We start from the raw sequence: 22984 nt of genomic DNA, 5'->3' as shown, positions 1-22984 counted from the left end.
TTTCCGATGCCTGTTTCCGCTCAAACCCGTATTCCAGAGTGATCCGGAGGGCACAGGCCGTCAACCATACAGTTACCTCCGCAAAAATGCCGCATGGAGATGTTGCTGGTCGCTGTTGACCATGTCCGGGTCCACCTCTTCAAGCGGATGCCCGGAAACATCATTCCGCCGACAGACGCACGCGAAGCGTCGTTCCCTGGCCGACGACGCTCTCCAAACGGATTTCGCCGCCATGGGCTTCGACGATGCGTTTGACGATGCTCAGGCCCAGGCCGGTGCTGCGTTCTCCGGCGGTGGGACGGGCGGAGGCCTTGGCAAAGGGCTGGAAAAGCTTGGCCTGGTCTTCCGGGCTGATGCCCGGTCCATGATCCTGGACCGTGAACAGCAGATCCTTCTCTTTCCGGGCCAGGCTGATTTCGACCCGGCTCTCCGCGCTGCTGAACTTCGCGGCGTTGCTGACCAGGTTGTCCACCACCTGGGTCAGGCGACCGCGATCCCCCTGAATGACGAACGGCCCCTCTCCCAGGACGGAGAACGACAACTCCACGCCCTTGGCCTTGACCGAGGTTCGGGCGTAGGCTGCCTGCTGGGAGATCAGCGCCTTCAAATCCACGGTTTCCAGTTCCAGGGTCAGCTTGCCGGACTCGATCTGGGAAAAGTCCAACAGGTCAGAGATCAATTTGAGCAGAAAGCCGCAACTCGAATCGATCAATTGGAAATACAGGGTGGAATCTTCATTGAGCCTGCCTTGAAGCTCGTCCTGGAGCAATTGGCTCAGGTTCAGGATATTGCCGATGGGATTGCGCAGGTCATGGGCCGCGATGCCCAGGAACAGGTTCTTTTGCTGGTTCAGTGTCTCCAGCTCACGGGTTTTCTTGACCAGATCCCGCTGCATGGTCACCAACTCGTTGTTCAGCCGGGTCACCTCTTCATAACCTTGCAGATTCATCAAATGCAGTTCGTCGGCCATTTCCTTGCGCCGCTTGACCTCGGCCCGCAGCAAGGTGATCTGGTCCCCGTGCATGCTCAGGATCTCCTCGTAGAGTTCCATGGCCGAGTTGATGTCCTCGGCCCCGACAATGACCGTTTGCTTCTCATGGCGGATTCCGGTGAACCGAAGAATAGTCACCGCGTCACCGGTGGCCACGCACAGTTCCCAGTCCAGGACAATGCCTTTTTCCTGAATCTCCATCAAAAAATTTTGAGCTTTGGTCAACGAGGTGGGATGGACGAAAGCCGTGAACGGCAATCCGGCGAGAACGTTCTCGAACCGATTGCGCTCGTCGGCCAGCACTTCACGGACAACTCCCATGTCGTCGCACAGCAGCGCGACGACGTCGCGTTGTTCGCTTCGGTTCATGGCTTTCTCCCATCGTCCAGAAGACGACCGGCCACTTCAATGGCCTGACGGGCGTCCGCGGCAAAGGCATGCGCGCCCACGCCCCTCCAAAGCTGATGATTGGCCAGAAAGGGATATCCGCCGACCATGATCTTGACGTCGCGGCATTCCGGACGACTGCGAATGCGCAGGATCAAGCGGCCCACGAGGTGCAGGTGGAAGGTCATGGTCACGGAAATGCCCACCAAACCGGCCTTCTGGTCGATGATAGTCCGGATCACGTCCTCGTCCGGCATGTTGGCGCCCATGTAGTAGGTATCCCAGCCTTCCATCTCAAAAAAGTCAGTGACCATCCGCATTCCGATCTCGTGCAACTCCCCGCCCACGCAGCAGCCCACGAACCGATGTCCGGCCTGCTTGCCGCTGAAAATGTACGGGTAGAGCAAGGACATGACGAACTGCGTCGCAGCGGTGCAGTAATGCTCCTGGGCCACGGAAACCAGATTGCGCTGCCAGAGGTCGCCGACTTCGTAAAGCACGGGCTGAAACACCCGCAGATAGACGTCCTTGACCGAGACCCCGCTCTCCACGGCCTGCACCACCAGATCCGACGCTTCCCTGCGCTTGGCGGCCAGCAACAACCGCAAATATTCACGGGCCAGTTCGGCATGCTCTCCGGCCATTTCGGACAGGCCGACAAATGAAGGCATACGTTCTTGGTTCATGACGACTTCCGTCCTGTGGTTCATATGAAAAATCTGTATCTGTTCAAAAAGTCTGGGCAATTCTACCGGACAGCCGATGTGCTTGATGCAGCTTCCGCCTTATTCGAACGACAAAGAAACACAATAGTGGGACAGGCATCTTGCCTGTCCAATGAACTGCCCTGTGTCAAAGCTTTCATGTGGCCGGTGTTTAAATGCCCAAAAATCCTGAGCAGACAGGCAAGATGCCTGTCCCACTATGAAAAGAGCTGCCCGGAGTCATTGAGCAGTTACAAAAATCTTCGATTTTAGCCGTCCTTGGCGCCGTAAAACCCGTTGTAGGTCCAGGTCAGGGCCAGGGCGAAGAGGGCCGCGGCCACGCCGATGCCGGCGTCGTAATACGGCGGCGCGGTCAGGGACAGACGCAGCAGCAGGGTGGAAACCGCGTATCCGGAGTTGCGCAGCACGGCGTGAAAGGTCGGCAGGAATTGATGGGAAACCAGAACCAACAGGATGTCGCTGAAGATCAGGACCGTGTAGAAGGTGGCGAAAAAGGCGAACGAACGGTCCCCGAAAAGAAAGTCCCAGCCCCCGTAGACCGCCAGGGCGACGAACACTGCCAGCAGCCCCAGGGCCACCAGCTTCTTGGCCGCCACGAAGCGGTACCGGGTTTCGCCGATTATCCGCTCACCGCGCTGCTTCTGCTGGCGGTAGTAAAGCCCCAGGATCACGAAGATGGCCAAGGCCCCGAAGCCGTCGGACAGGATGCGCAGCACCGGCATCATGTCCGTCCCGAGCTGGATGGGCTCGGGCAGGTAGACCAGTTCCTTGAAGGAGTTGCGCAACAGGATCAGAGCCAGAATCTCGAACTGCTTGCCCACGGACTTGGAAACCGAACAGGGCAGCACGAAGATCAGGCTGACAACCTCCACCAGCAGAACCAGGGTGAAGGCCGCGTTGATGGCCTGAAAATGGCTCAACCCGAGCACCCCTTGCAGGGACGCCGGCAGCAGCCCTTGGCGGTTCAGCTCGATCAGTCCCAGGGAGACCAGAAACAAGGCCACCAGCAAGACCGTGACCACCTTGCGGTTGGCCTCGGACTCCCAGTAGGCATGCAGGGGATCGAAGACATGGGTCGCGGCGTCGTAGACCCGTGTGGTCATTGATTCGGTTCCTGAAGATGGTTCATGGCAGGCGTAAGCGGTGTATCACGCAAGGCGGTTTCCACCTCGGAGAGTATCCGCTCCAGGGCCAGATTCCAGCCGGCCACCAGGGAGCTAATCGAACCGTCCGGCAGATCCAGCGCTTGATTGTAGTCCCGCTGCACGACCACCTCCATGGCGCCGGAGCGGGTCGTACGGAGCAGCAGCACTTGCAGGACCAGCACGGCGCTCCGCCTCCCGTCACGCAGGTCTCGGTGCAGTTCCTGAACGTACCCTTCCAGAATCAAGTCCGGCTCGGTCAGCCCTCCCATATCCATGACCAGGCTGAAGAGCCCGGCTTGGCCCAACCAACTCCGAAATTGTCCGGCAAGCATCTCCCCCGGAGGCAGAAAGAAGCGTTCATAAAAATCCCGCTGAACCAACCCGTCGGCCCGGATGGTTACAATGCCCCTGGAATCGAAGGCCGGAGCGACGCGGAAGGTGCGCACGGCCAGAACCGGAGCCTCGGGGGGGCGCTCCAGCGTGGGCTTGGGACGCTGGACCTGGAGCAGGTAGTAACGGCGGTCAGGGTCCGGACGGGTCAGAGATGCGCAACCGGACAGGCTCCCCATCATGACCATAAGAAAAATCAATCCGAAAAGCATGCCGCGGCGCGTCACCGAGTATAAATGAAGTGACATGAGGTTCATGGTTGGGACTCCTGATTCCGGGAACCGGCCGGAGGCTCGCCGAAAAACAATCTGGAGGGATAATCCCGGGCGTCTTCCGTGATTTCCCGCACGTTTTCACTGGTTCGTCCAAGGTTGTGCAGCAGGACGTCGATCTGTTCCAGCTTCGAGGCCAAGCGAAGCTGGATCTGGCCCAGGAGCTGTTGAAAGCGTAAAAAGCTCGCCTGGGCCGTGTCCGCGGCGACGGAAAAATCTTCCACCATCTCCGGAGCATCGGCCATGGTCCGCCGCAAATCAATGATGGCGAGACGCAAATCCTCCAGCCCGCCCTGCTCGGCATGGACCCATTTGTTCACTTCTTCGGCCATGCCCCGCACTTCCCGCATGGCCAGGGAAATATCCTGGAAGATGGATTGCAGATCCACTCCGCCGTCCTGGCCGCCCTGGCCAGCGGCATTGCCCGAACCGCCCAGCAGTCGTGAAACCTGGGCATTGGTTTGGCGCAACTCTTCCATCAGAGCAATGGCCTCGGCATTGAATCGCTCGGTCTGGACCGCGTCGACCTTCTCCATGGCCAGGCTCAGAAGCTGTTCCAAGCGTTCCACGGGCCCGCTCAAATTGACCTCTTCCAGGTTTTTCAGGGTGCTGCTGACCGACTCGAAGGTTTCCTCGAACCGGGCGATGGTTCCCGGAGCCGAAGGAATGTAAGGCGCGGACGGAGTCCAATTGATGGGCAGGGCCGGGGCTCGGAACGGGGTGGTATAGTCCAGCTCCAGGTAGGCCGCGCCGGTCAGTCCCTGGGGGGTAATCCGAATCCGCAGCCCGGTGACGATTTCCTCGGCCAGAAGTTCCTTGAACCTGTCCCGGGTAAAATCTCCGAACTGGTCGGCCTGCAGGCCGATCTCCACCAGCACATAGCGGTGTCCGGCCTGAAACGCTTCGGGGTACTTGAGATAAACAAAGGATATTCGTTCAATATTGCCTACCTGGACGCCGCGCATTTTGACCACGGACCCGGCTTCCAGCCCCTGGGCGGATTCGTCCAGATAGGTTTCCACGAGGAGGCGCTCGCTCCAGAGCTTGCCGCTGCCCAGCACGATCAGCCCGACGATGATCAGGGCCGTTGTGATCAATACGAAGGCCCCGAGTTTGACGTAGTTGGTCTGGACGCTCATGAGTTCATGGGGTTACGGTTCAGCGGTTCAAGAGTTTACGTTTCAGGGGGTCAGGGGGTCACCCTTCAACCTTCCCCCTCCAGATACGTGACGATGAAAGAAGTCCTGGATCAGCGGGTCGGTGGATTGGTCGCGAAGAGATATCGGGTCGCCTTGGGCTACGATGCCTTGCCGGGATTTGTCCAGCATGATCACCCGGTCGGCGATGGCGAACACGCTGGCCAGTTCGTGGGTCACTATCACGAAGGTCATGCCCAGACTCCGGGCCAGATCCAGGATCAGAGCGTCCAGTTCCGCGGAGGTCACCGGGTCCAGCCCGGCCGAGGGTTCGTCCAAAAACAGGACGCACGGGTCCAGGACCATGGCCCGGGCGATGGCCGCCCGCTTGACCATCCCGCCGCTCAGCTCAGCGGGGGCGTGGTCCTCGAACCCGGCCAGCCCCACCTGGGCCAGCTTCATCCGCGCCACGCGCAGCCGCAAGGGCTTGGGCAGATCCGTACACTCCTCCAGGGGCAGCAGGATGTTTTCCAGAACGCTCAACGAACCGAACAAAGCCCCGGTCTGGTAGCTGACCCCGAAGCCGTGCAGAATACGCGTTCGTTCCGCCCCCCGTGCCGCGTGGACGTCTTGGCCGTTGATCAGCACCGTGCCGGACATGGGCCGCTCCAGGCCGATCATCTGCTTGAGCAAGGTGCTCTTGCCGCAGCCCGATCCGCCCAGGAGGATCAACACCTCGCCGGGGAAGACATTCAGGTCCACGTCCCGGAGGATGATCCGCTCTCCGTAACCGGCCGTCAAGGCTTGGACCCGGATCAACGGTTCGCCCCGAGAGCCGGGTTCAACGCCGCAGGCCGTGGTTTCAGTAATTAAAGACATAATACAGCACCGCGAATATGCCGTCCATGACCGCGATCAGGATGATCCCGCTGACCACGGCGCTGGTGGTCGCCGCGCCCACGGCCCAGGCCCCCTGGCCGGTCTGCAGACCGCGCACGCACCCGATCCAGCCCACCAGCAGGCTGAAGACAAAGGATTTGAACAGGCCGTTGGCCAGGTCCCCCACGCCCACGGAAAGAGTCACCTGATTGGTGTAGCTCACCAGGGGATAGCCCAGGGAAAGCATGACCACGGCCCCGCCGATCAGACTGAAGACGATGAACACCATGGTCAACAGTGGAGTCATGCACATGGCGGCCAGCATCCGAGGCACCACCAGAAGCCGGACCGGGTCCAGGCCCATGGTGGTCAGGGCGTCTAGTTCCTGGTTGATCTTCATGGTGCCCAGTTCCGCGGCAAAGGACGCCCCGGAGCGCCCGGCCAGAATGATGGCCGTGACCAACGGGCCGAGTTCCCGGATCATGGACAGCCCCAAAAGCCTGGCCACATAGATTTCCGCGCCGAACATCCGCAGGGGCATGGCGGATTGGAAGGAGATGATCAGGCCCATCAGAAAGCCGATAAGCATGATGATCAGCACGGCGTTGGCCCCCACGGTTTCGCAGCTCAGCCAGAAGTCCCGCCACCTGATGCTCCCGGGACGTCGCAGCGCCAAGGCGAAACCGGAGACGAACAGGCCCACGAAGCCCACTAGATCCCGCACGTCCCGCCCGAAAGCCTGGGCGGCGCGTCCGATTCGCTCCAGCACCCCGCCGCGCCGCGCCGGAACCGCGGCGCCTTGGCTCAGAGCTTGAAACCGCTCCAGGCTCCCGGCCAGTTCTTCACGCGCTCCGACCAGCTCCAGGCCACCTCCCCTGGCCCGCAGATCCTCGTCGAGTTCCGCAAACAAGGCCAGTCCCGATGCATCCACGTACCCCATCCCGGATACATCCAGGCGCAAAACCACCGACCGAGCCTTGCCCACGAGAACATGCAATTGCCGCCAGACTGCACCCGTGCTTCGGACGTCTAACCGACCGGTCAGTGTCGCGGTAAGGGTACCAGAAGCAGTGGAGGGATGTTCTTCAAGTTTTACTTGAGAGAGGAGTTCGGGGTGCACGTCGACCACCGTGATTCGGGTTCGTGGGTCTCAGGAAACCAGTTTCAACCCTAAAATTCCGGATACGATCAGCAGGATACAGCCGATCCGGGCCCAAGTCGCCGGTTCGGCGAAGAGGATAATGCCCAGGATGGCCGTACCCACGGCGCCGATGCCGGTCCAGACCGCGTAACCGGTGCCCACGGGAATGGTTCGCAGGGCCTGGGCCAGAAATCCGAAGCTGAAGAGCATGGCCGTCAGCGTCAGCGCCGTGGGCCAGAGTCGGGTAAAGCCGTTGGAGTACTTCAAGCCGATGGCCCAAATTATCTCGAAAACACCGGCAACGGCCAAAAAAAACCAAGCCATTGTTCATCCTCGTGATTGGTTACGGTTTTCCAGCACGTCGAGAATCGCCCGCCGTAACGCCTCGATGCTGAACGGTTTTTGCAAAAAAGCCCCCGGACGGTCGGCGGCGAAGCGCTGCTCCACTTCCTGAGAGCTGTATCCACTGCACAGGACCACTGGAACGTCCGGCGCGATCTTGCGCAATTCCGTGAACGCCGTGACCCCGTCCATATTCGGCATCATCATATCCAGGAGCACGCAGGCGATCCGTTGATGGTGCTCCTGAAAAACCCGGATTGCCTCGACGCCGTCATTGGCCGTGATCACCGCATAGCCAAGATGCCCCAAGGCTTCAACCGAGAGATCCCGGACCATTTCCTCGTCGTCCACGACCAGGATCATTTCCAGATCCGAGGAAACGGCCGTCCGAGGCTCGACGGACGAACTCGGAGTAGGCGACGGTTCCGGAACCGAGATGTTCTTTATTATTGCGTTGTCCACCGGAAAAAGCACCAGAAACGTGGTCCCCGAATCCGGAGTGCTGTCCACAATGATCGCCCCACGATGACCGCGCACGATGCCCAGGACCGCGGAGAGCCCCAACCCGCGCCCGGTGAATTTGGTACTGAAGAACGGATCGAACAGTTTGGACTGGACATCCTCGCTCATCCCCACACCCGTATCCTGAACCTTCAGCTGGACGAACCAGCCAGGCACGGGCTTTTCCTCGAGCCGGGAACGGCCCAGAAGCGTCGCGCCGCAATACGCCAGCCGGGTAGAGAGGGTCATGGTTCCGGGATGGTCGCCAATGGCTTCCGAGGCGTTGGTAATCAGGTTCATGATCACCTGCTGGATCTGCCCGGCATCGCCCCGGATCGGAGGCAGGGACGGAGCCAGGTCCTGGACGAAGTTAATATTCTTGCCCAGGGCGGTTTGAAAAATATGGGCGTTGTCCCGAACCAGGTCGTTAAGCACCACGGAACGGACATCGAACCCGCCCTTGCCGGAATAGGCCAGCATCTGACGGGTCAGGTCCGCGGCCCGCCGGGCGGCCAAGAGTGCCTGTTCCACGCGCTTGCGGCTCGGTTCCTCCAATCCGGCCATGGACAGAGCCAGTTCCATGTTGCCCATCATGGCCGCGAGAAGGTTATTAAAATCATGGGCGATACCACCGGCCATGACTCCCAGGCTCTCCAGCTTCTGGGCATGAAGCAGCCGCCGTTCCATCTCCAGGCGTTGCTCCTGCATCCGGGCACGCTCGGTGACATCTTCCAGCAAAACCACGGTTTCCCCGTTCTCCGCACGGGAATAGCGGACCCGCAGGATTCGCTCCCCGGCCACGCGGATTTCATCCGTACCCACCCCGAGCCGGAATAGTTCATGGTGCCGGTCGATCCAGTCCACGGGAAGCTCGGACTGATCCGTCTCGTCGGATTGATACAAAAAAACCCTCTCACTTGACTGGATGACGGACAAACATTCCTCAAACGTCACCCCGGGGCGCAGAGTGTTCTCCAAGGCCGGAAACACCCGAAGCACATTCCGGTTCGCGGTTACCAGACGACCATGCTTATCGAACAGGCCAAACCCTTCCTCAATGGACTCGATGCCCTGGAACAGCCGGTTTCGGCTCATTTCAGCGCGCTGCTCCAGGTCGTGCATCAGATTCGCGATTCTCTCGGCCATGGTGTTGAAGGTCTCGGCCAATCTGCCAATCTCGTCGCTGGAGCGCACCTCGACCCGGGCCCGAAGATTGCCGTCCCGGATTTTGTCCGCCGCCGCGGTCAGAGTCGCGAACTTGCGGGTGATGGAACGGTGCATGATCAGGGCCGATGTCAGTCCCAAGAGAACGGCGCAGACCACGGCCGCGAGCAAAAGCATGGTGGCGTTCCAGCGGGTCTTGTCGATACTTTGCCAGGCCCGATCCACCTCTTGTCGGGCCAAGAAAATCAGTTGTTCGGAAATTGGCGTCAAGGCCTGAATACGGAGTTCGAACTCACGGGACTTTTCCTCCAGCTGTCGATCCAGTTCCAGAATCAGTTCAATAACATGCGCGTGATAGCGGAGCATGTTCAACAGGTCCGAACGACTGACGTTCGGCAGATAATCGTCGCTCCGCAAACGATCTTCAAAGGCTTGCAGCACGTTCAGAACGGACTGCATGTCCGAACGTTGGCGGGTGGCCAGATAGCGGTTCTGCCAAGTCTGGGCTGTACGGAACAGCAGAAGCAGATCCCAGCGCTGAAGCATTTCCATCCGCTCCACCAGCACGTCGCTGATCACGAACAGCGTGGTTTGGCGTCCGGTGTCCTCCCTGGCCAATTCCGAAACCATCAACACGGCTTCAGCAAAAGTCAGGGCGTAGCTTTCGGCCGCGGAAAGATAAAAGTCCAGGTGCAGAACCGTGTCCCGCAAGTCCTGACTGATGGCCGGATCGTCAAGCTTGCCGCGCAAGCTGTTGGTCAGGGCGATCACGCCCTTGATCCGAGATTGCAGCGGTTCCCCGAAAGACTCCATGGCTTTGGAAAAACCGACTTGGGGTACCTGCTGAAAAAAAGCCCGCTCAAGCTGGCGGGCGTATTGCAACTCCCGGTCGATTTCCAGGGTCAGCTCGCGGATGTCCGTACTGACGATGATCACAGACTCTACATGATTCAGGGTCGTACGCAAGGCGAGGGCCCCGGTCAGGGCCGTGAGCATGATCAACAGCAGCATGAAGGCCATGATGGACGCGAACTTGAAGCCAATGGACGAGCCGCGCCATTTTTGTCGGATCAAGGCTCCAATGCCTTGCCTGGATTGGAGGGAGGGAATCTGGGAATCAGGGGGCATAAACTGCCAGGGTGTTGCGCAGCGCTTGTTCGAAATCCATGGACGCTTCGAGACGAACCAGTTTGAAACGCGGAACACCGCAGTCGCCGAAGGCGTCGCAGCTCAGCGCCCCGGTCAGCCCTGGAAAGCGGCGCAGTTCGTACAAAGAGTCTCGAATACGCTGCCGTTCGATGCGCAGGGAGCCGTCCGGCTCCGGAAAAGATGACTGTTCCAGGGCGCGGAGAAGGATGGACGCGGCGTCGTAGCCGTGGGCATGAAAGTAGCCCACCGGGCCCCTACTGTGAATTTCAACATAATGATCCAGAAACGCGGTGTAGGCCGGACTCCGGACCTGGTCCGGGGCGATGAAGAGCATGTTCCGACAGACGTCGCCACAGCCCTGAATGAATGGTTGGTTGAAGATGGAATCCGCGCTGAGCAGAATCAGATTGGATAGTTCCGGCTCGGCCTGGACGGAGCGAATCAGATATTCAGCCTCCGGGGAAAAAATCGGCAGAAAAAGTAGTTCCGGATGAGATCCGGCCATGGCCTGGGCCACGGGCCGCATATTGCGGTCTCCACGAGCTACGGCGTCGGCGAAGACCGCCTTGCCGCCTTTTGCTAGAAAGGCGGCAAGGAACGTCTCGGCCAAGCCCTCAGCGTACGGGCTCTGGTCATGAACAGCGGCAACTCTACGCAGTCCCAGAAAGTCAAAAGCAAAGGAGGCCGCGGCCACCCCTTGAAACTGGTCGTTGGCCGCGGTTCGAAAAAACCCCGGGTGATTATGCTCACCTCGTTTGCCGTTCCGGGAGGTCAGGGAAGGGGCCGTGGCGGTCCCGGAGACCATGACCAGACCCGCTTCGGAGAGAACCCGGGCCGCTGGGATCGCCGCGCTGGAGCAGTTCGGACCGTGAACCGCGACCACGTTCGGATCCGTTGCAATCTTTTGGGCCGCCACCAGTCCGCCGGCAGCGGAACACTGCTCGTCCTCGCGCAGGACGGTCACAGGCCAACCGTACGGCCCCCCGCGTTCGGCGACACGCATTTTCAAGGTCCGTACATGCTCTTCGCTGACCATCGCCAGTGGGCCGCTGAAGGTCTGCAAACTGACGATTTTCACCGCTTCGCCCGGCTCGACCCAAACGCAACCCAAGGCGTCCCGGCATGCCGACCGCGTCGCGGTCTCCGGAGCGCAGCCCGAGGTGGCCGCGGCCATGATCCCGAGCAGCAGCCCCAGGACAAGACGCGTCATCCGGAAATGGAAGGGATTTGTCGTCATGGGGGCTCCGGCAAGGTAACTCCTCTGTACATTTTCACGACAAGATATGGAGTGTTCCGGCTTGTCTCGATTTTTCGGCCTCGATTGTCTGACTGAGCCAGGATTCGTTCATCGAACCATTGCCGGACGCCTGAAGTGCCAACTGTTGATTATTCGGGCAATGGCTCGATGTTACGAAGCCGATGAAGAAGTTGCGAGGCTGAAAAATCGAGACAAGCCGGAACGCAGGTGAGTAGTTACCAGATTCTTTTGCCCTCCGCGGCCTGAACTTTGGCCCAGGTGTCACGCAGGGAGATGATCCGGTTGAAGATCAATTCCTCCGGAGTGCTGTCCACCGGATCCACGCTGAAATACCCCAGCCGCTCGAACTGCCAGCGGCTGCCCGTCTCCGCCGCGGCCAGATGCGGTTCCACCAGGCAGCTCTCCAGAACCTCCAGGGAATTGGGGTTGAGATTGTGGCGGAAGTCCTTGCCTTCCGGGGCTTCGTTGGGATTGGGAGTGGTGAAGAGATGGTCGTAGATCCGAACCTTGGCCCGTTTGGCTGTCTTGGCGCAGACCCAATGCAGGGTGGCCTTGACCTTGCGCGCGTCCGGCGTGCCTCCGCCTCGGGAGGCCGGGTCGTAGGTGCAGTGCAGTTCCATCACCTCGCCCAGGCTGTTTTTAATCACTTCCCGGCAGGTGATGTAATACCCGTAGCGCAGCCGGACTTCCCGGCCCGGAGCCAGCCGATAAAATTTCTTGGGCGGCTCCTCCATGAAGTCGTCTTGCTCAATGTACAGCTCCCGGCCAAAGGGCAGCATGCGCGTTCCCATCTCCGGACTCTCCGGATGCAAAGGGGCTTCCAGCTCGTCTATCTGGTCCTCCGGGTAATTTGTGATCACCACCTTCAGGGGGCGAAGCACGGCCATCACCCGCGGAGCACGGGCGTTGAGCACCTCCCTGATGCAATGCTCCAGCATGGAGATGTCCACCAGAGAGTCGGCCCGGGCCACGCCGATCCGGTCGCAGAAGATCCGCAGCGCCTCCGGAGGTACGCCCCGCCGTCGCAGGCCGGTGATTGTGGGCATTCGCGGGTCGTCCCAGCCGGACACGGCCTTGTCCTGGACGAGTTGGATCAGCTTGCGTTTGCTGAGCACGGTGTAGCTCAGATTCAGTCGGGCGAATTCAATCTGCTCAGGATGACACGGGGTTTCCAGGGCGTCCAGGAACCAGTGGTACAAAGGGCGGTTGTTTTCGAACTCAAGGGTGCAGATGGAGTGGGTAATGCCCTCGATGGAGTCGGACAGGCAGTGGGCGAAGTCATACATGGGATAGATGCACCAGGCGTCCCCGGTCCGGTGATGGACGGCCTTCTTGATCCGGTAGATCACCGGATCGCGCAGACTGACGTTGGGCGAAGCCATGTCGATTTTTGCCCGGAGCACATGCTTGCCGTCCTCGAATTCCCCGGCCCGCATCCGGGCGAAGAGATCCAGATTCTCCGCAACGGTTCGGTCGCGATACGGGCTGTTCCGGCCCGGCTCGGTCAGGGTGCCGCGGTAGGCCCGGATATCCTCGGCGCTCAGGCTGCACACGTAGGCCTTGCCCCGACGGATCAGTTCCTGGGCGTAGTCGTAAAGCCGATCGAAATAGTCCGAAGCGTAGAACAGGTTGTCGCCCCAGTCGAAGCCCAGCCAGCGTACGTCGCGCTTGATGGACTCCACGTACTCCACGTCTTCCTTGATCGGATTGGTGTCATCGAAGCGCAGGTGGCAGGCTCCGCCGAACTCACGGGCCAGACCGAAGTTCAGGCAGATGGACTTGGCGTGACCGATATGCAGATATCCGTTGGGCTCCGGGGGAAATCGAGTCGTCACACGGCCGTCGTTCTTTCCGGCCCGAAGGTCTTCCTCGACGATGGTCTTGATGAAATTGGGAGCTATGGCTGTGGTGGCGCTCGTCATCGCGGCAACTCCTTGTCGGTCCTTAGATGATTTCCGAAAAGAACATACCATTTGTTTCCCTCTCCATCTGGGAGAAGGCTGGGGTGAGGGGCGATTATTTCCAAAAATCGCCTTAGTCCGACACGGACGAATCCCGCGTCTTGGCCAGTTCGATGACGCGCTGAAACTCGGACAACGGCACGGCCCCGCGCAGGGGAATGCCGTTGACCAAAAACATGGGGGTGCCGCTAAAGCCGAATTTGCGGGCCTCATCCATATCAGCCTGGATCAATTCGACCAGTTCCGGACGCTTGCGATCTTCGGTGAACCGCTCAGGATCGATACCCAATTCGGCGACGATCTCCTGAAGCAAGGCCTCAGCCCCGCCCCGTAACCGACCTTGTTGTTCGAAAAGCCGATCATGCAGCTCCCAGGCCGCTTCATGGCTTTGCAGGGCCGCGGCCTCATAGGCCAGGGCCAATTCATGAGAAACCGGATTCAGGGGCAGGTGTTTGAACATCAGACGCAATTCACCGGCCTGATCCAGGGCCATCAGGCGTTTGACGGTTTCAGTGGCCTGACTGCAATACGGGCAAAGAAAATCCGAATACTCGACAATGGTCACCGCGGCATCCGGGTTACCCCGGATGGGACGGTCGGAAGAAACCTCCGGATTACGCTCCATTGCCAGGTCGGCCTGTTCCTGACGACGCTGATCCGCCTCCCGCTTGGCCATAACGGCCTGTTCCAAAATTTCCACCAGTTCGACGGGATTGTCACGCAGTACGTCCAACACCAGTTCAGGATGGGCCGCAAGCAGCTCCCGAACCTCGGACGGGGCGATACTTCCGGCCGTGTCCCGGGCATCAACCGCCTGGGGGGCAAGCCAGCAGGAAACAAACGCCAAGGCCGGAACGAAAAAAGAAAGTCGCAAGGTTTTTATCATGGGTCAATGTGCTCCAATCCGAATATGTAATGTTAGTTACCGGTTTGTTTAGGATTATTTGGCGAAGCCAACCAAGTCCATCGGGACTGACAAGACTTCTTTAAAACAGTATGCCTCGACCATCAAAAAAGTGAATGGAACGTCATGACCAACACTGTCAAGCTAAGGAACACGATGACAACGTGCCCCAGCATCAGCCCTTTCAAGCGCATGGGATGCTGGCTCTTAATCAGCGGAACCAGGCTCAGCCAGGCCAGCGGGGATAAAAACAGAAACGCCAGCATGGCCACAAGGGCCGAAGATTCAGATAACGCCGAAAGGGCCGTCGGAAGCCAGAAGGACTGGTCCTGGAGCACCATATCGGCCCAAGGCAGACTCAGAGCGGCAAACGCCGCCACGCCCCAAAGCGTCTGGACCACGCCGGAACTCAAGGCCCTGGCGGCGCAGGTCCGCGCGGCCCAGGCGTAATAGTCCCGTCCGTAATCTTCCTTGTTGCGCCGCGCCACCAGAAACAGCAGGCCCGCCCCGCCGGCCAGGGCCAGGGCCAAAAACAGCCCCTGGGCCCAGATCAGCCAAGCAGTGGGATTCTGGAGTAGTTCCGGCAAAGCCAAGGGATCCATTTTAGGGGCCAAACCCTCAAAGCGACCGATTTCCAGCCAGCCGGCCACGAAAAGCACCAGAGCGGCCATCCAGGCCAGGCAGGAAATGCCGCCGAGCACGAAGTGCACGGCGGTGCCGTTCTTGTGTCGCCTCCAGGCCCGGGCGACGATGATGGACGTCAGGACGGCCAGCATGCCCACGTGCCCGGGAATGTCAAAAAAGAGGTGGTAAAATCGTTGCAACGGTTCGGACACCGGCCAAATATCGCCGATCCAGAGCCCCCACCTCGCTGAAACGAGCAACAGCCACACACCCAGCACGAGCATCCCGAATTCGGACATCTGCTTAGCCAGCTTGTCCGCGAACACCTTGGACGATTTTCTGTACGTTGCCGCCGTAAGCACGGCCACGAACACCGCGCCCATGGCGATCAGTCCGGGCAGGAGCAATCCCGCCAGGCCCAAGGCCGGAAGCAGCACGTCCGGCGCGACCAGGGCCGCTATGTCTTCCATCCGCATGATCTTTGACTCCTGAAAGTCTTATCTTTCAATAACTTCACGAATAATGTAAGATTTGTCCTTGGATTTCTCATAGTACAGCTTGGACATCATGTCCGCGAGGAGGCCGCTGACAAAGAGTTGCAATCCGGTGATCACTGAAAAGGCGGACAAAAGCGGCCAAACCGTGTTGGACAGGTTCTGCCCCTTCAGGAACAAGATCACCGTATACAACGAGAAGATCAGTCCGATACCCAGCATGACCATTCCGGCTCCGCCCAGCAGGTGCAGGGGCCGGACCGCGTATTTGTTCCAAAACCACACGGAAACCATGTCCACGAAGCCCTTCATGGCCCGTTTCCAGTTGTACTTGGAGACCCCGGCGACACGGGGTCGATGATTGACCTCCACCTCGCCCACGGTGAAGCCCTTGATCTTCAGCAGGGCCGGAATGAAGCGGTGCATCTCGCCGAACAGGTTGATGTTCTCGAAGCACTCCCGTCGATAGACCTTCAGGGCGCAGCCGCTGTCGTGAATCCTGTCCTTGACCAGCACGTCCCGGAGCATCTTGGCCCCATTGGAAAAGAACCGCTTGGAAAAATTATCTTTCCGGTTTTTGCGCCACCCCGAAACCACATCGTAATCGTGCTCTTCCAAAAAGGCGATCATCCGGGGGATGTCCCGTGGGTCGTTTTGGCGGTCGCCGTCCATGGTTACGATGTACCGGTATCGGGACTGCTTGATCCCGGCGTCGAACGCGGCGGTCTGTCCGAAGTTGCGGCGAAACCGGATGATTTTCGCCGGAGAACACTCCTTGGCCCGCTTCAGCGTCTCATCCTCGGAGCCGTCGTCCACCAGGATGATTTCATACGTATAGCCGTTGGCTTCGCAGACATCCTTGATTTCCCGATGCAGCTCCACCACGTTGCCCTCTTCGTTGTACAAAGGGACGACGACCGATAATTCCGTCATGATGACAACCTTCTTTTGTTTCTTGAGAAAACCGGCTCACTCCAATCCCAATCGATCCAAAACCACCTGGAACCGATCATGAAACCGATGGGCCACGAAGGCTTCACGCCGGGCCTTTTGGGACTGAATCACCCGGTGGCGGACGTCTGCATCCTGGATCAGCACTCGGGCCAGGGCGGCCAACCGGGGATAGTCGTCCACCCGATGGAACGCGGCGCCGGCCTCGCCCATGGTTTCCGGGACAGCGGACGAGGCGAACGCCAGGACCGGGACGTTGAACCACATGGCTTCGATCAGCGGCACCCCGAAGCCCTCGTGCTCGCTCATGGACCAGAACAGATGGGCCGTGCGGTAGCAGGACTGCAAGCCCGGGTCCGGGATGCTGCCCAGAAAAAGCACGTTGTCCCCCAGGCCGAACTTGTCCGCCATCCAGGTCAGGCTGACGTAATACGGGTCCGCCGGGTCAAAGCCGCCCACGAAGATCAGCCGAGCGAACGGGTCCAGGGTCCGATACGCGGCAAAGGCCCGGATCAGCCGATCCTGGCGCTTGTTCGGGGCCACCCGGCCCACGAACAGGATATTGGTCCGCCCGTCCTGGAACCTAGCCATCAGGATCGGGTCCGGCGGGGTGTTCCACTGGGCGGGGTCCACGATCAGCGGCAGCACGTCCGGGTTTTGGAAACCGGCCTGGGCCAGTTCCTGGGCGTTATAGGCCGACACGCCCAGGCTGAGTGGAAACCGGGCAGCCAGGTCTCCAAGCTCGGCCCGGCCGCCTTCCAACAGGCTGACCCGGGCGTCGCTGTAGGGCTCGTAAAAGTGCGCCGGGGTGATGTTGTGGTAGATCAGGCACTTGGGTCCGTTGTGATCCGCGGCAAAGGGCGTCAGGTCCGAGCCGATGGAATGGTGGTAGATCAGTCCGTCCCCAGGCTTGATGCAGCCGTCCTGAAAGGGATGGGCCAGATGCCGGGCCGCGGGGTCCAGGTGCTGGCCCGGCAGAAAAATTTCCGAAGCGAAACCGCGGGCCAGAAGCTGGTCCCGGATGGCCCGGGCGTAGTTGGAAATGGCGTCGCCCAGGCGAAAACCGGCCACGATCTGGTGCACGGCCCGCCCCGTGGTTCGCGCTTCGCCACGGCTTGGCTGAATCCCGGCCAAAGACTCGGACGTGGCTGAAGTCAGCCCCAGGGCCTGTTCATAACGGTCCACCACGCGCTCCCAGGAGGCGTGTTCCCGGGCATGGGCTTGCCCCAACCGTCCCAGGGCGCTCAGTTCCGCTTCAGTAGCCTTCTCCACCGCGGCGAACAGATCAGCCCACTGATCCGGAGCCTGTGCCAGCCATCCGCCGCCGCTCTGGCGGACCACCGTGGCCGTGGCCAGACAGCGTCCATGGGCCGCCACCGGGCGCTCACTGAACCAGGCTTCCATGATCACCCGTGAATAACTTTCGTTCTCGCTGGGATGAAACAAGGCCCGGCATTTGGCCAGGAGCAAGGCTTTGTCCTCCTCCCCAACCAGCCCCAGATCCACCACGCCGTGCTCCCGGTCGTCGTAGGAATGGTCCCCCGGTCCGGCCAGGACCAATCGCAACCGGGACTCCGGGTGCCGGGCGCGAAACGCCTGATGCGCCTGAACCAGAAAGTCCGTGTTCTTGTGCACATCCCTTCGGCCCAGGCAGAGCACAAAGGCCTCGCCGGTCTGATCCAGAACGCGATTCGTGTCTTTCCCGGCATGCGGAGCGTCCAGCTCCACCCCCGCGCCCACCAGCACGCCCTTGGAAACGATCCCTGGACCGTACAGCCGCTCGGCCAGGGCTTTCTCCCCGGCGGACAGGTACAAAATGCCCCGGGCTTTGCGGAATATCCGCTCCACCTGGGGCAGATAGGCGTAGGCCTCGTCGTGCAGGCAGGGCATCAGAAAGGCCCGCTCCGCCACCAGCGGCAGGCCGTTCAAAATCGGCCCGTAAAGATAGGGTAGAAAGACCACGGCGGCGTAGTTTTGGCCAGGGCCGCGCAGATGATCCAGCAAGCCCTGCGCGTTGACGCTGTCCGTGGCAAAGACCTCGGCCGCGTTGCCCGGTACCGGACTGACTCCGGGCTTGAGCATGTCCCGGTCCAGACGCAGCAAATGCCCGTTCAGGGCGTTGAAGTCGTGGAAGGAACTCCGGCGCAGGGCGAACCGGCGGATCACCAGGCCATCCTCCCGGATTATGCCTTCGGGGTAATGGTTCTCGGCCCAATGGTCCTGAAAGGAGCGCCCGCAGGTGGTCAGCACCTCGACGCCGTGGCCTCGGGCCGCCAGCCGGGTGGCCATTTGCCAGGCCTGCTGTTCGGCCCCGCCCTTGAGGTCCTTGCCGAACCAGGGAATGACGATGGCGATGGTTCGTTTTATGGGAGTAGTCTGCACGGTGGAATGGGATCGATGAAGTAATGAGGGTATGCGGTCTGGATCGGATCACGAAGAACAGGCCGCGGGGGCATGGCCGAAACGACGCGGTTGGGATTGCGGCAGGGTCAGCCCCGTTCCCGCAAATCCCGTAGCTCGCTTTCCAGGCGGTCCACCACGGCCTGCTGGGCCGCGGCCCGGGCCTGGATGTCGCGAAGCACCTCGGCCAGCTTGTGCTGTCCGCGGCGGACCTGTTCGTTGAGCTGACGATTGACGGCCATGGATTCCCGCAGAGCCTTGATCAGGGCCAGGTTCACCCCGCGCTGCTCCCGGAACAGCGCTTCGTAGAATCGCAGGATGAAACGATGCAAAAAGCCCAGGTACTTCAAGGGAAACCGGTTCATCCTGGCCGGCAGCGCGGTCCTGGCCGGAAAGCATTGGGCCGCCTCGTTGACCAGGCCTTCAACGTGATAGCTGCGCAGGGCGATGTCGTCCTGCAGGGCCTTGATCATCGGATCACCCTGATCCGCGTCCATTTCCGCCAACATGGCGTCAATCTTGGCATTCAGCTCATCGACGGAGATCCCCGCCGCGGTAATATCGGTGGTTTCAGGCATTTTTGATAGGTTCACGGTTCATGGGTTCAACGGTTCATGGGTTCTGAAGCCGGAAGCAAGATGTCCGACTACCGACCAACTCGCCAACATACTACCTCCTGACTTCCGACTTCCGACTTCTGATTCCTACCCCTTCACCCTCGCCTCGACCATCATCCGAGCCACGTCCGGCATGGCGAACCTGGCGCGCCATCCTAACTCTCGCGCGGCCTTGGTCGGGTCAGCGCGGCTTATCATGATGTCCGTGGGGCGGATGAACTCGGGGTTGGTGCGCACGTGCCGGGTCCAGTCCAGGTTCAGGCGCTCGAAAACCAAGCGCGTGAAGTCTTCCAGACTGAAGGTCTGGCCGGTGGCGATCACGTAGTCGTCCGGGGCGTCCTGCTGGAGCATCAGCCACATGGCTTCCACGTACTCCGGGGCCCAGCCCCAGTCCCGCTGGACGTCGATGTTGCCCAACGACAATTCGCCGCCGCCCTCCCCGGCGATCCGGCAGGCGGCGGCCACGATCTTCTGGGTCACGAAACGTTCCGGACGCAGGGGGGACTCGTGGTTGAAGAGGATTCCGGAGCAGGCGTACAGGCCGTAGGCTTCTCGATAATTGGCCACTTCCCAGAACGCCGCTGACTTGGCCACGGCGTAGGGGCTGCGCGGCCGGAAGGAGGTCTCTTCGTTGGCGGGCACCCCCTGGGTGTTCCCGAAGCATTCGCTGGACCCGGCGTTGTACAACCGCACCGGTCGTTCAAAAAAGCGAATCGCCTCCAGTAGATTGATCACCCCGACGCTGATGCTTTCGAAGGTTTCCATGGGCTGTTCAAAGGACAGCCCCACGGAACTCTGTCCGGCCAGATTGTAGATTTCGTCCGGATCGGAGCGGATAATGGCCTGCAACACGCTGCGAAAATCATTCACGGCCACGGAATACAGCGTAACCCGGTCCAGCACCTCCAGCCGCCGCAAGTTCGCGAACGAGGACATCTGCACGTCCCGGGACGTACCAAAAACCTGGTAGCCCTTGTCCAACAGCAGCTTGGTCAAATAAGCCCCGTCCTGCCCGGAGATGCCCATGATCAGGGCTTTTTTTTGTTTGTTCGGCATGTCTTCAGGCCTGTCTCAGGGTTGTATTGCGGGAAAAACGGTTCATGAACGCGGCGGTCTTGCGTGAAGCTGTTCTTTATGGTCAAATTTTCACCTTGTCCACCTGGAACCCCATGCACCACACCCACCCTTCTTCATCCACCAAACCGGACGTCCTGCTGCTCACGGACGCCTTGCGCGACACGCCCTTGACCGGGATCGGGCGGTATGTCCTGGAGTTGGCTCGCGGGTTGCGGTCTCATCCCGGGCTCAACTCCGTGCGTTTCTTCGCCGGTCGAGGCTGGGTGGCTGATCCGTGTCGGCCCTTTGCCGAAAAAACGGAGGCATGCATGGGAAAAGTCGGCCCCCTGCAATCACTGCGCAAGGCTTTGCCCTGGCGTTGCCTGCAGGATCGGGTCAGTTTCGGCCTGAAAAAAGTTTCCTTTTGGACAAAAAACCGCCGGGCCGCAACCCCGGTGCAGCACGGCCCCAACTTTCTCCTGCTGCCCTATTCCGGTCCGAGCGTGGTCACGATTCACGACCTGTCCTTTATTCACTACCCTGAATACCATCCCAGGGAGCGGCTTGCCCTGCTGGACCGGGAACTGCCCAAAACCCTGCGCCGGGCGGATCATATCCTGACGATCTCGGAATTCGTCCGCCGGGAAATCATCCAGATTCTCGGCGTCTCTCCATCCCGGATCAGCGTCAGCACCATGGGCGTGGCACCGGCGTTTCACCCCATGCCCGAGGAGCGTACCCGACCGACTCTGAAAGAATTGGGTCTGGAACACGGACGCTACCTGCTCTGCGTGGCCACACGGGAACCGCGCAAGAACCTGGCCCGCTTGCTCACCGCCTTTTCCGGACTCCCGGCCAGGCTCAAGTCCGCCTTTCCTTTGGTTCTGGCCGGAACCGGCGGATGGCTGACCGAAGACCTGGAACGGCTGATTCAGCCCCTGGAGCACTCCGGGCTGGTCCGTCGGCTGGGCTATGTACCCGAACCCAGCCTGCCCGCCTTGGTTGCCGGAGCCGGGGGGTTGGCCATGCCGTCGTTTTACGAAGGATTCGGCCTGCCCGTGCTGGAAGCCATGGCCTGCGGGGTGCCGGTGCTCACCGCCGACCGAGCCAGCCTGCCCGAAGTAGCCGGTGACGCGGCCATTCTGGTGAACCCCGAGGATGAGCAGGCCATTCGCGAAGGCCTGGATCGATTGCTGACGGATGAACCATTTCGCCTTGCGGCCAGGGTACGCGGGTTGCGACAGGCCGCGCGGTTCACCTGGTCCGCATGCGTGGACCAAACCGTGCGGGTCTACCAGCAAGTCGCCGGTCAACAGGCTTCCCCCTCTTTCTCCCAACAACCCTCCCCGGCGTCTCCGGGAGATTTACGAGTGGCACCATGAAACGTACCACGAAACGCCTTTTGGTCGACCTCAGCCTGACGGGCCAGACCGAGGCCGGTTCCGCGGTGTACGCCTGGGAAATCTGTCACCGCCTGATGCGTCAGGCCATGCCCATGCAGGTTCTGCCCCTGACCAGCCCCTTCCGCGTCCTGGGCCGAACCGGCATCCGGCGCAAGCTGAACGGCCTGCTCCGGGATCTGCTCTGGCGGCCCGTGCTGGCCGGTCTGGAAGCCCGTCCGGACGACTGTTTCCTCTTCACCAACACCTTTGTGCCCCGCAAATTCTGGCGTCGAAAATTCGGCGTGGTCATCCTGGATCTGGGCGCATGGCACGACCGCGCCCTGCTCTCCTGGCGCGGCCGCCTGGGCACCCGCACCCTGCCCGCGGTTCTGGCCCACGCGGCCCATATCTTCGCCATCTCGGAATACACGGCCCAGGACGTGGCCCGAGCGTTCGCCATTCCCCGTCACCGGATCACCCTGGCCCCCTGCGGGCTTTCCGAGGCTTTCCTGGATCCGCCCGCTCCCCTGGCAACGATCAACACCGTCCCTCTGCCCCCGCGCTATCTGCTCCACGTGGGCAGCCTGGAGCCCAAGAAGAACATCCCCTTCCTGCTCCAGGTCCATGCCCAGCTTCGTCGGCAGGATGCCCCCCCAACGCCGCAAGGCGACGCCCGGCCCCCTTGCAAACTCGTCCTCACGGGCGGCGAGTCCTGGCACGACGCCCCTCTCCGCCAGGCCATCGCCGAACACCCCTACGCCGAGGACATCCAGATCCTGGGACGGGTGGCCCCGGAAGACCTGCCCGCGCTGTACCGCCAGGCCTCGGCCCTGGTCTTCCCCTCCCTGCTGGAAGGCTTCGGCCTGCCGGTGATCGAAGCCCTGTCCCAAGGCACGCCTGCCCTGGTCCAGGCCAACAGTTCCCTGACCCAGTTCGGAGCCTTTGGGGCCACGGTCCTGGACGACTTCGAGCCAGGAGCCTGGGTTCGAGGGATCCAGGAAATACTTGCTTCGAAAACCAGAATATCCGAGAAGCACAAGCAAGCCGTCCGGGAAACGTTTAGCTGGGACCGCACCGCCGCGATTATTCGCCGGACCATGCTGGACATCATGTAA

At 60.8% G+C, this 22984-nt stretch carries 19 protein-coding genes; 2 read left to right on the top strand and 17 right to left on the bottom strand.

The genetic code is table 11. The features are described from left to right. Positions 1–160: 160 nt before the first annotated feature. From C6366_RS06410 to C6366_RS06330, 17 genes are all read right to left on the bottom strand, one after another. On the bottom strand, positions 161–1360 hold the full coding sequence (locus C6366_RS06410; protein WP_107736507.1) for a sensor histidine kinase KdpD: 1200 nt from the start codon (positions 1358–1360) through the stop codon (positions 161–163). Further along, entirely contained in the window at positions 1357–2064 is a 708-nt protein-coding gene (locus tag C6366_RS06405) for a B12-binding domain-containing protein (RefSeq protein WP_158269675.1), read from the bottom strand. The genes C6366_RS06410 and C6366_RS06405 overlap by 4 nt, the downstream gene beginning before the upstream one ends. A 287-nt stretch (positions 2065–2351) precedes the next feature. Beyond that, positions 2352–3206, bottom strand: coding sequence for a hypothetical protein (locus C6366_RS06400; RefSeq protein WP_107736505.1), 855 nt, complete (start codon positions 3204–3206; stop codon positions 2352–2354). Then, positions 3203–3895 carry an ABC-type transport auxiliary lipoprotein family protein gene (locus C6366_RS06395; RefSeq protein ID WP_107736504.1) on the bottom strand — a complete coding sequence of 231 codons (693 nt, stop codon included), beginning with the start codon at positions 3893–3895 and terminating at the stop codon, positions 3203–3205. The genes C6366_RS06400 and C6366_RS06395 overlap by 4 nt, the downstream gene beginning before the upstream one ends. Then, positions 3892–5049, bottom strand: a complete 1158-nt coding sequence (locus C6366_RS06390) for an MlaD family protein (protein ID WP_107736503.1) — start codon at positions 5047–5049, stop codon at positions 3892–3894. The genes C6366_RS06395 and C6366_RS06390 overlap by 4 nt, the downstream gene beginning before the upstream one ends. Positions 5050–5091: 42 nt before the next feature. Then, entirely contained in the window at positions 5092–5925 is an 834-nt protein-coding gene (locus C6366_RS06385; RefSeq protein ID WP_107736525.1) for an ABC transporter ATP-binding protein, read from the bottom strand. Further along, positions 5909–7045 (bottom strand): ABC transporter permease, encoded by a 1137-nt coding sequence (locus tag C6366_RS06380; protein WP_107736524.1) that lies wholly within the window; start codon positions 7043–7045, stop codon positions 5909–5911. The genes C6366_RS06385 and C6366_RS06380 overlap by 17 nt, the downstream gene beginning before the upstream one ends. A 30-nt stretch (positions 7046–7075) precedes the next feature. Beyond that, positions 7076–7390: a quaternary ammonium compound efflux SMR transporter SugE gene (gene sugE / locus C6366_RS06375; protein ID WP_107736502.1), complete on the bottom strand. Its 315-nt coding sequence runs from the start codon at positions 7388–7390 to the stop codon at positions 7076–7078. Positions 7391–7393: 3 nt separating this feature from the next. Continuing rightward, positions 7394–10147, bottom strand: a complete 2754-nt coding sequence (locus C6366_RS06370; protein ID WP_158269674.1) for a response regulator — start codon at positions 10145–10147, stop codon at positions 7394–7396. Positions 10148–10190: 43 nt separating this feature from the next. After that, a complete protein-coding gene (locus C6366_RS06365) occupies positions 10191–11459 on the bottom strand; it encodes a branched-chain amino acid ABC transporter substrate-binding protein (protein WP_107736500.1) in 1269 nt (422 codons plus the stop codon). A 236-nt stretch (positions 11460–11695) separates the two neighbouring features. Then, positions 11696–13402 (bottom strand): glutamine--tRNA ligase/YqeY domain fusion protein, encoded by a 1707-nt coding sequence (locus C6366_RS06360; RefSeq protein ID WP_199221445.1) that lies wholly within the window; start codon positions 13400–13402, stop codon positions 11696–11698. Between the two features lie 112 nt (positions 13403–13514). Continuing rightward, on the bottom strand, positions 13515–14327 hold the full coding sequence (locus tag C6366_RS06355) for a thioredoxin domain-containing protein (protein ID WP_107736498.1): 813 nt from the start codon (positions 14325–14327) through the stop codon (positions 13515–13517). A 122-nt stretch (positions 14328–14449) separates the two neighbouring features. Further along, positions 14450–15445, bottom strand: a complete 996-nt coding sequence (locus C6366_RS06350) for a hypothetical protein (protein WP_107736497.1) — start codon at positions 15443–15445, stop codon at positions 14450–14452. Between the two features lie 21 nt (positions 15446–15466). Further along, entirely contained in the window at positions 15467–16396 is a 930-nt protein-coding gene (locus C6366_RS06345; protein ID WP_107736496.1) for a glycosyltransferase family 2 protein, read from the bottom strand. A 36-nt stretch (positions 16397–16432) separates the two neighbouring features. Beyond that, a complete protein-coding gene (locus C6366_RS06340; RefSeq protein ID WP_199221444.1) occupies positions 16433–18796 on the bottom strand; it encodes a glycosyltransferase in 2364 nt (787 codons plus the stop codon). A 107-nt stretch (positions 18797–18903) separates the two neighbouring features. Then, positions 18904–19392 carry a hypothetical protein gene (locus C6366_RS06335; protein WP_107736495.1) on the bottom strand — a complete coding sequence of 163 codons (489 nt, stop codon included), beginning with the start codon at positions 19390–19392 and terminating at the stop codon, positions 18904–18906. Between the two features lie 126 nt (positions 19393–19518). Further along, positions 19519–20487, bottom strand: coding sequence for a GDP-mannose 4,6-dehydratase (locus C6366_RS06330; RefSeq protein ID WP_107736494.1), 969 nt, complete (start codon positions 20485–20487; stop codon positions 19519–19521). 44 nt (positions 20488–20531) lie between these two features. Here C6366_RS06330 and C6366_RS06325 point away from each other — a divergent pair, with 44 nt between their 5' ends. Both C6366_RS06325 and C6366_RS06320 read left to right on the top strand, forming a co-directional pair. Beyond that, positions 20532–21869 (top strand): glycosyltransferase family 1 protein, encoded by a 1338-nt coding sequence (locus C6366_RS06325; protein WP_107736493.1) that lies wholly within the window; start codon positions 20532–20534, stop codon positions 21867–21869. Then, positions 21866–22984: a glycosyltransferase family 1 protein gene (locus C6366_RS06320; RefSeq protein WP_158269673.1), complete on the top strand. Its 1119-nt coding sequence runs from the start codon at positions 21866–21868 to the stop codon at positions 22982–22984. Before C6366_RS06325 ends, C6366_RS06320 begins: the two co-directional genes overlap by 4 nt.

Source organism: Desulfonatronum sp. SC1 (assembly GCF_003046795.1).
GTDB lineage: Bacteria > Desulfobacterota > Desulfovibrionia > Desulfovibrionales > Desulfonatronaceae > Desulfonatronum.
The sequence above is the reverse complement of the archived record's forward strand: the minus strand, read 5'-3'. Positions and strand labels throughout refer to the sequence as shown.

Excerpts from the sequence above, each read along its gene's own strand:
- C6366_RS06410 (WP_107736507.1), bottom strand. The coding sequence starts at position 1,360 with ATGAACCGAAGCGAACAACGCGACGTCGTCGCGCTGCTGTGCGACGAC.
- C6366_RS06405 (WP_158269675.1), bottom strand. The coding sequence starts at position 2,064 with ATGAACCAAGAACGTATGCCTTCATTTGTCGGCCTGTCCGAAATGGCC.
- C6366_RS06400 (WP_107736505.1), bottom strand. The coding sequence starts at position 3,206 with ATGACCACACGGGTCTACGACGCCGCGACCCATGTCTTCGATCCCCTG.
- C6366_RS06395 (WP_107736504.1), bottom strand. The coding sequence starts at position 3,895 with ATGAACCTCATGTCACTTCATTTATACTCGGTGACGCGCCGCGGCATG.
- C6366_RS06390 (WP_107736503.1), bottom strand. The coding sequence starts at position 5,049 with ATGAGCGTCCAGACCAACTACGTCAAACTCGGGGCCTTCGTATTGATC.
- C6366_RS06385 (WP_107736525.1), bottom strand. The coding sequence starts at position 5,925 with ATGTCTTTAATTACTGAAACCACGGCCTGCGGCGTTGAACCCGGCTCT.
- sugE (WP_107736502.1), bottom strand. The coding sequence starts at position 7,390 with ATGGCTTGGTTTTTTTTGGCCGTTGCCGGTGTTTTCGAGATAATTTGG.
- C6366_RS06365 (WP_107736500.1), bottom strand. The coding sequence starts at position 11,459 with ATGACGACAAATCCCTTCCATTTCCGGATGACGCGTCTTGTCCTGGGG.
- C6366_RS06360 (WP_199221445.1), bottom strand. The coding sequence starts at position 13,402 with ATGACGAGCGCCACCACAGCCATAGCTCCCAATTTCATCAAGACCATC.
- C6366_RS06355 (WP_107736498.1), bottom strand. The coding sequence starts at position 14,327 with ATGATAAAAACCTTGCGACTTTCTTTTTTCGTTCCGGCCTTGGCGTTT.
- C6366_RS06350 (WP_107736497.1), bottom strand. The coding sequence starts at position 15,445 with ATGCGGATGGAAGACATAGCGGCCCTGGTCGCGCCGGACGTGCTGCTT.
- C6366_RS06345 (WP_107736496.1), bottom strand. The coding sequence starts at position 16,396 with ATGACGGAATTATCGGTCGTCGTCCCTTTGTACAACGAAGAGGGCAAC.
- C6366_RS06335 (WP_107736495.1), bottom strand. The coding sequence starts at position 19,392 with ATGCCTGAAACCACCGATATTACCGCGGCGGGGATCTCCGTCGATGAG.
- C6366_RS06330 (WP_107736494.1), bottom strand. The coding sequence starts at position 20,487 with ATGCCGAACAAACAAAAAAAAGCCCTGATCATGGGCATCTCCGGGCAG.
- C6366_RS06325 (WP_107736493.1), top strand. The coding sequence starts at position 20,532 with ATGAACGCGGCGGTCTTGCGTGAAGCTGTTCTTTATGGTCAAATTTTC.
- C6366_RS06320 (WP_158269673.1), top strand. The coding sequence starts at position 21,866 with ATGAAACGTACCACGAAACGCCTTTTGGTCGACCTCAGCCTGACGGGC.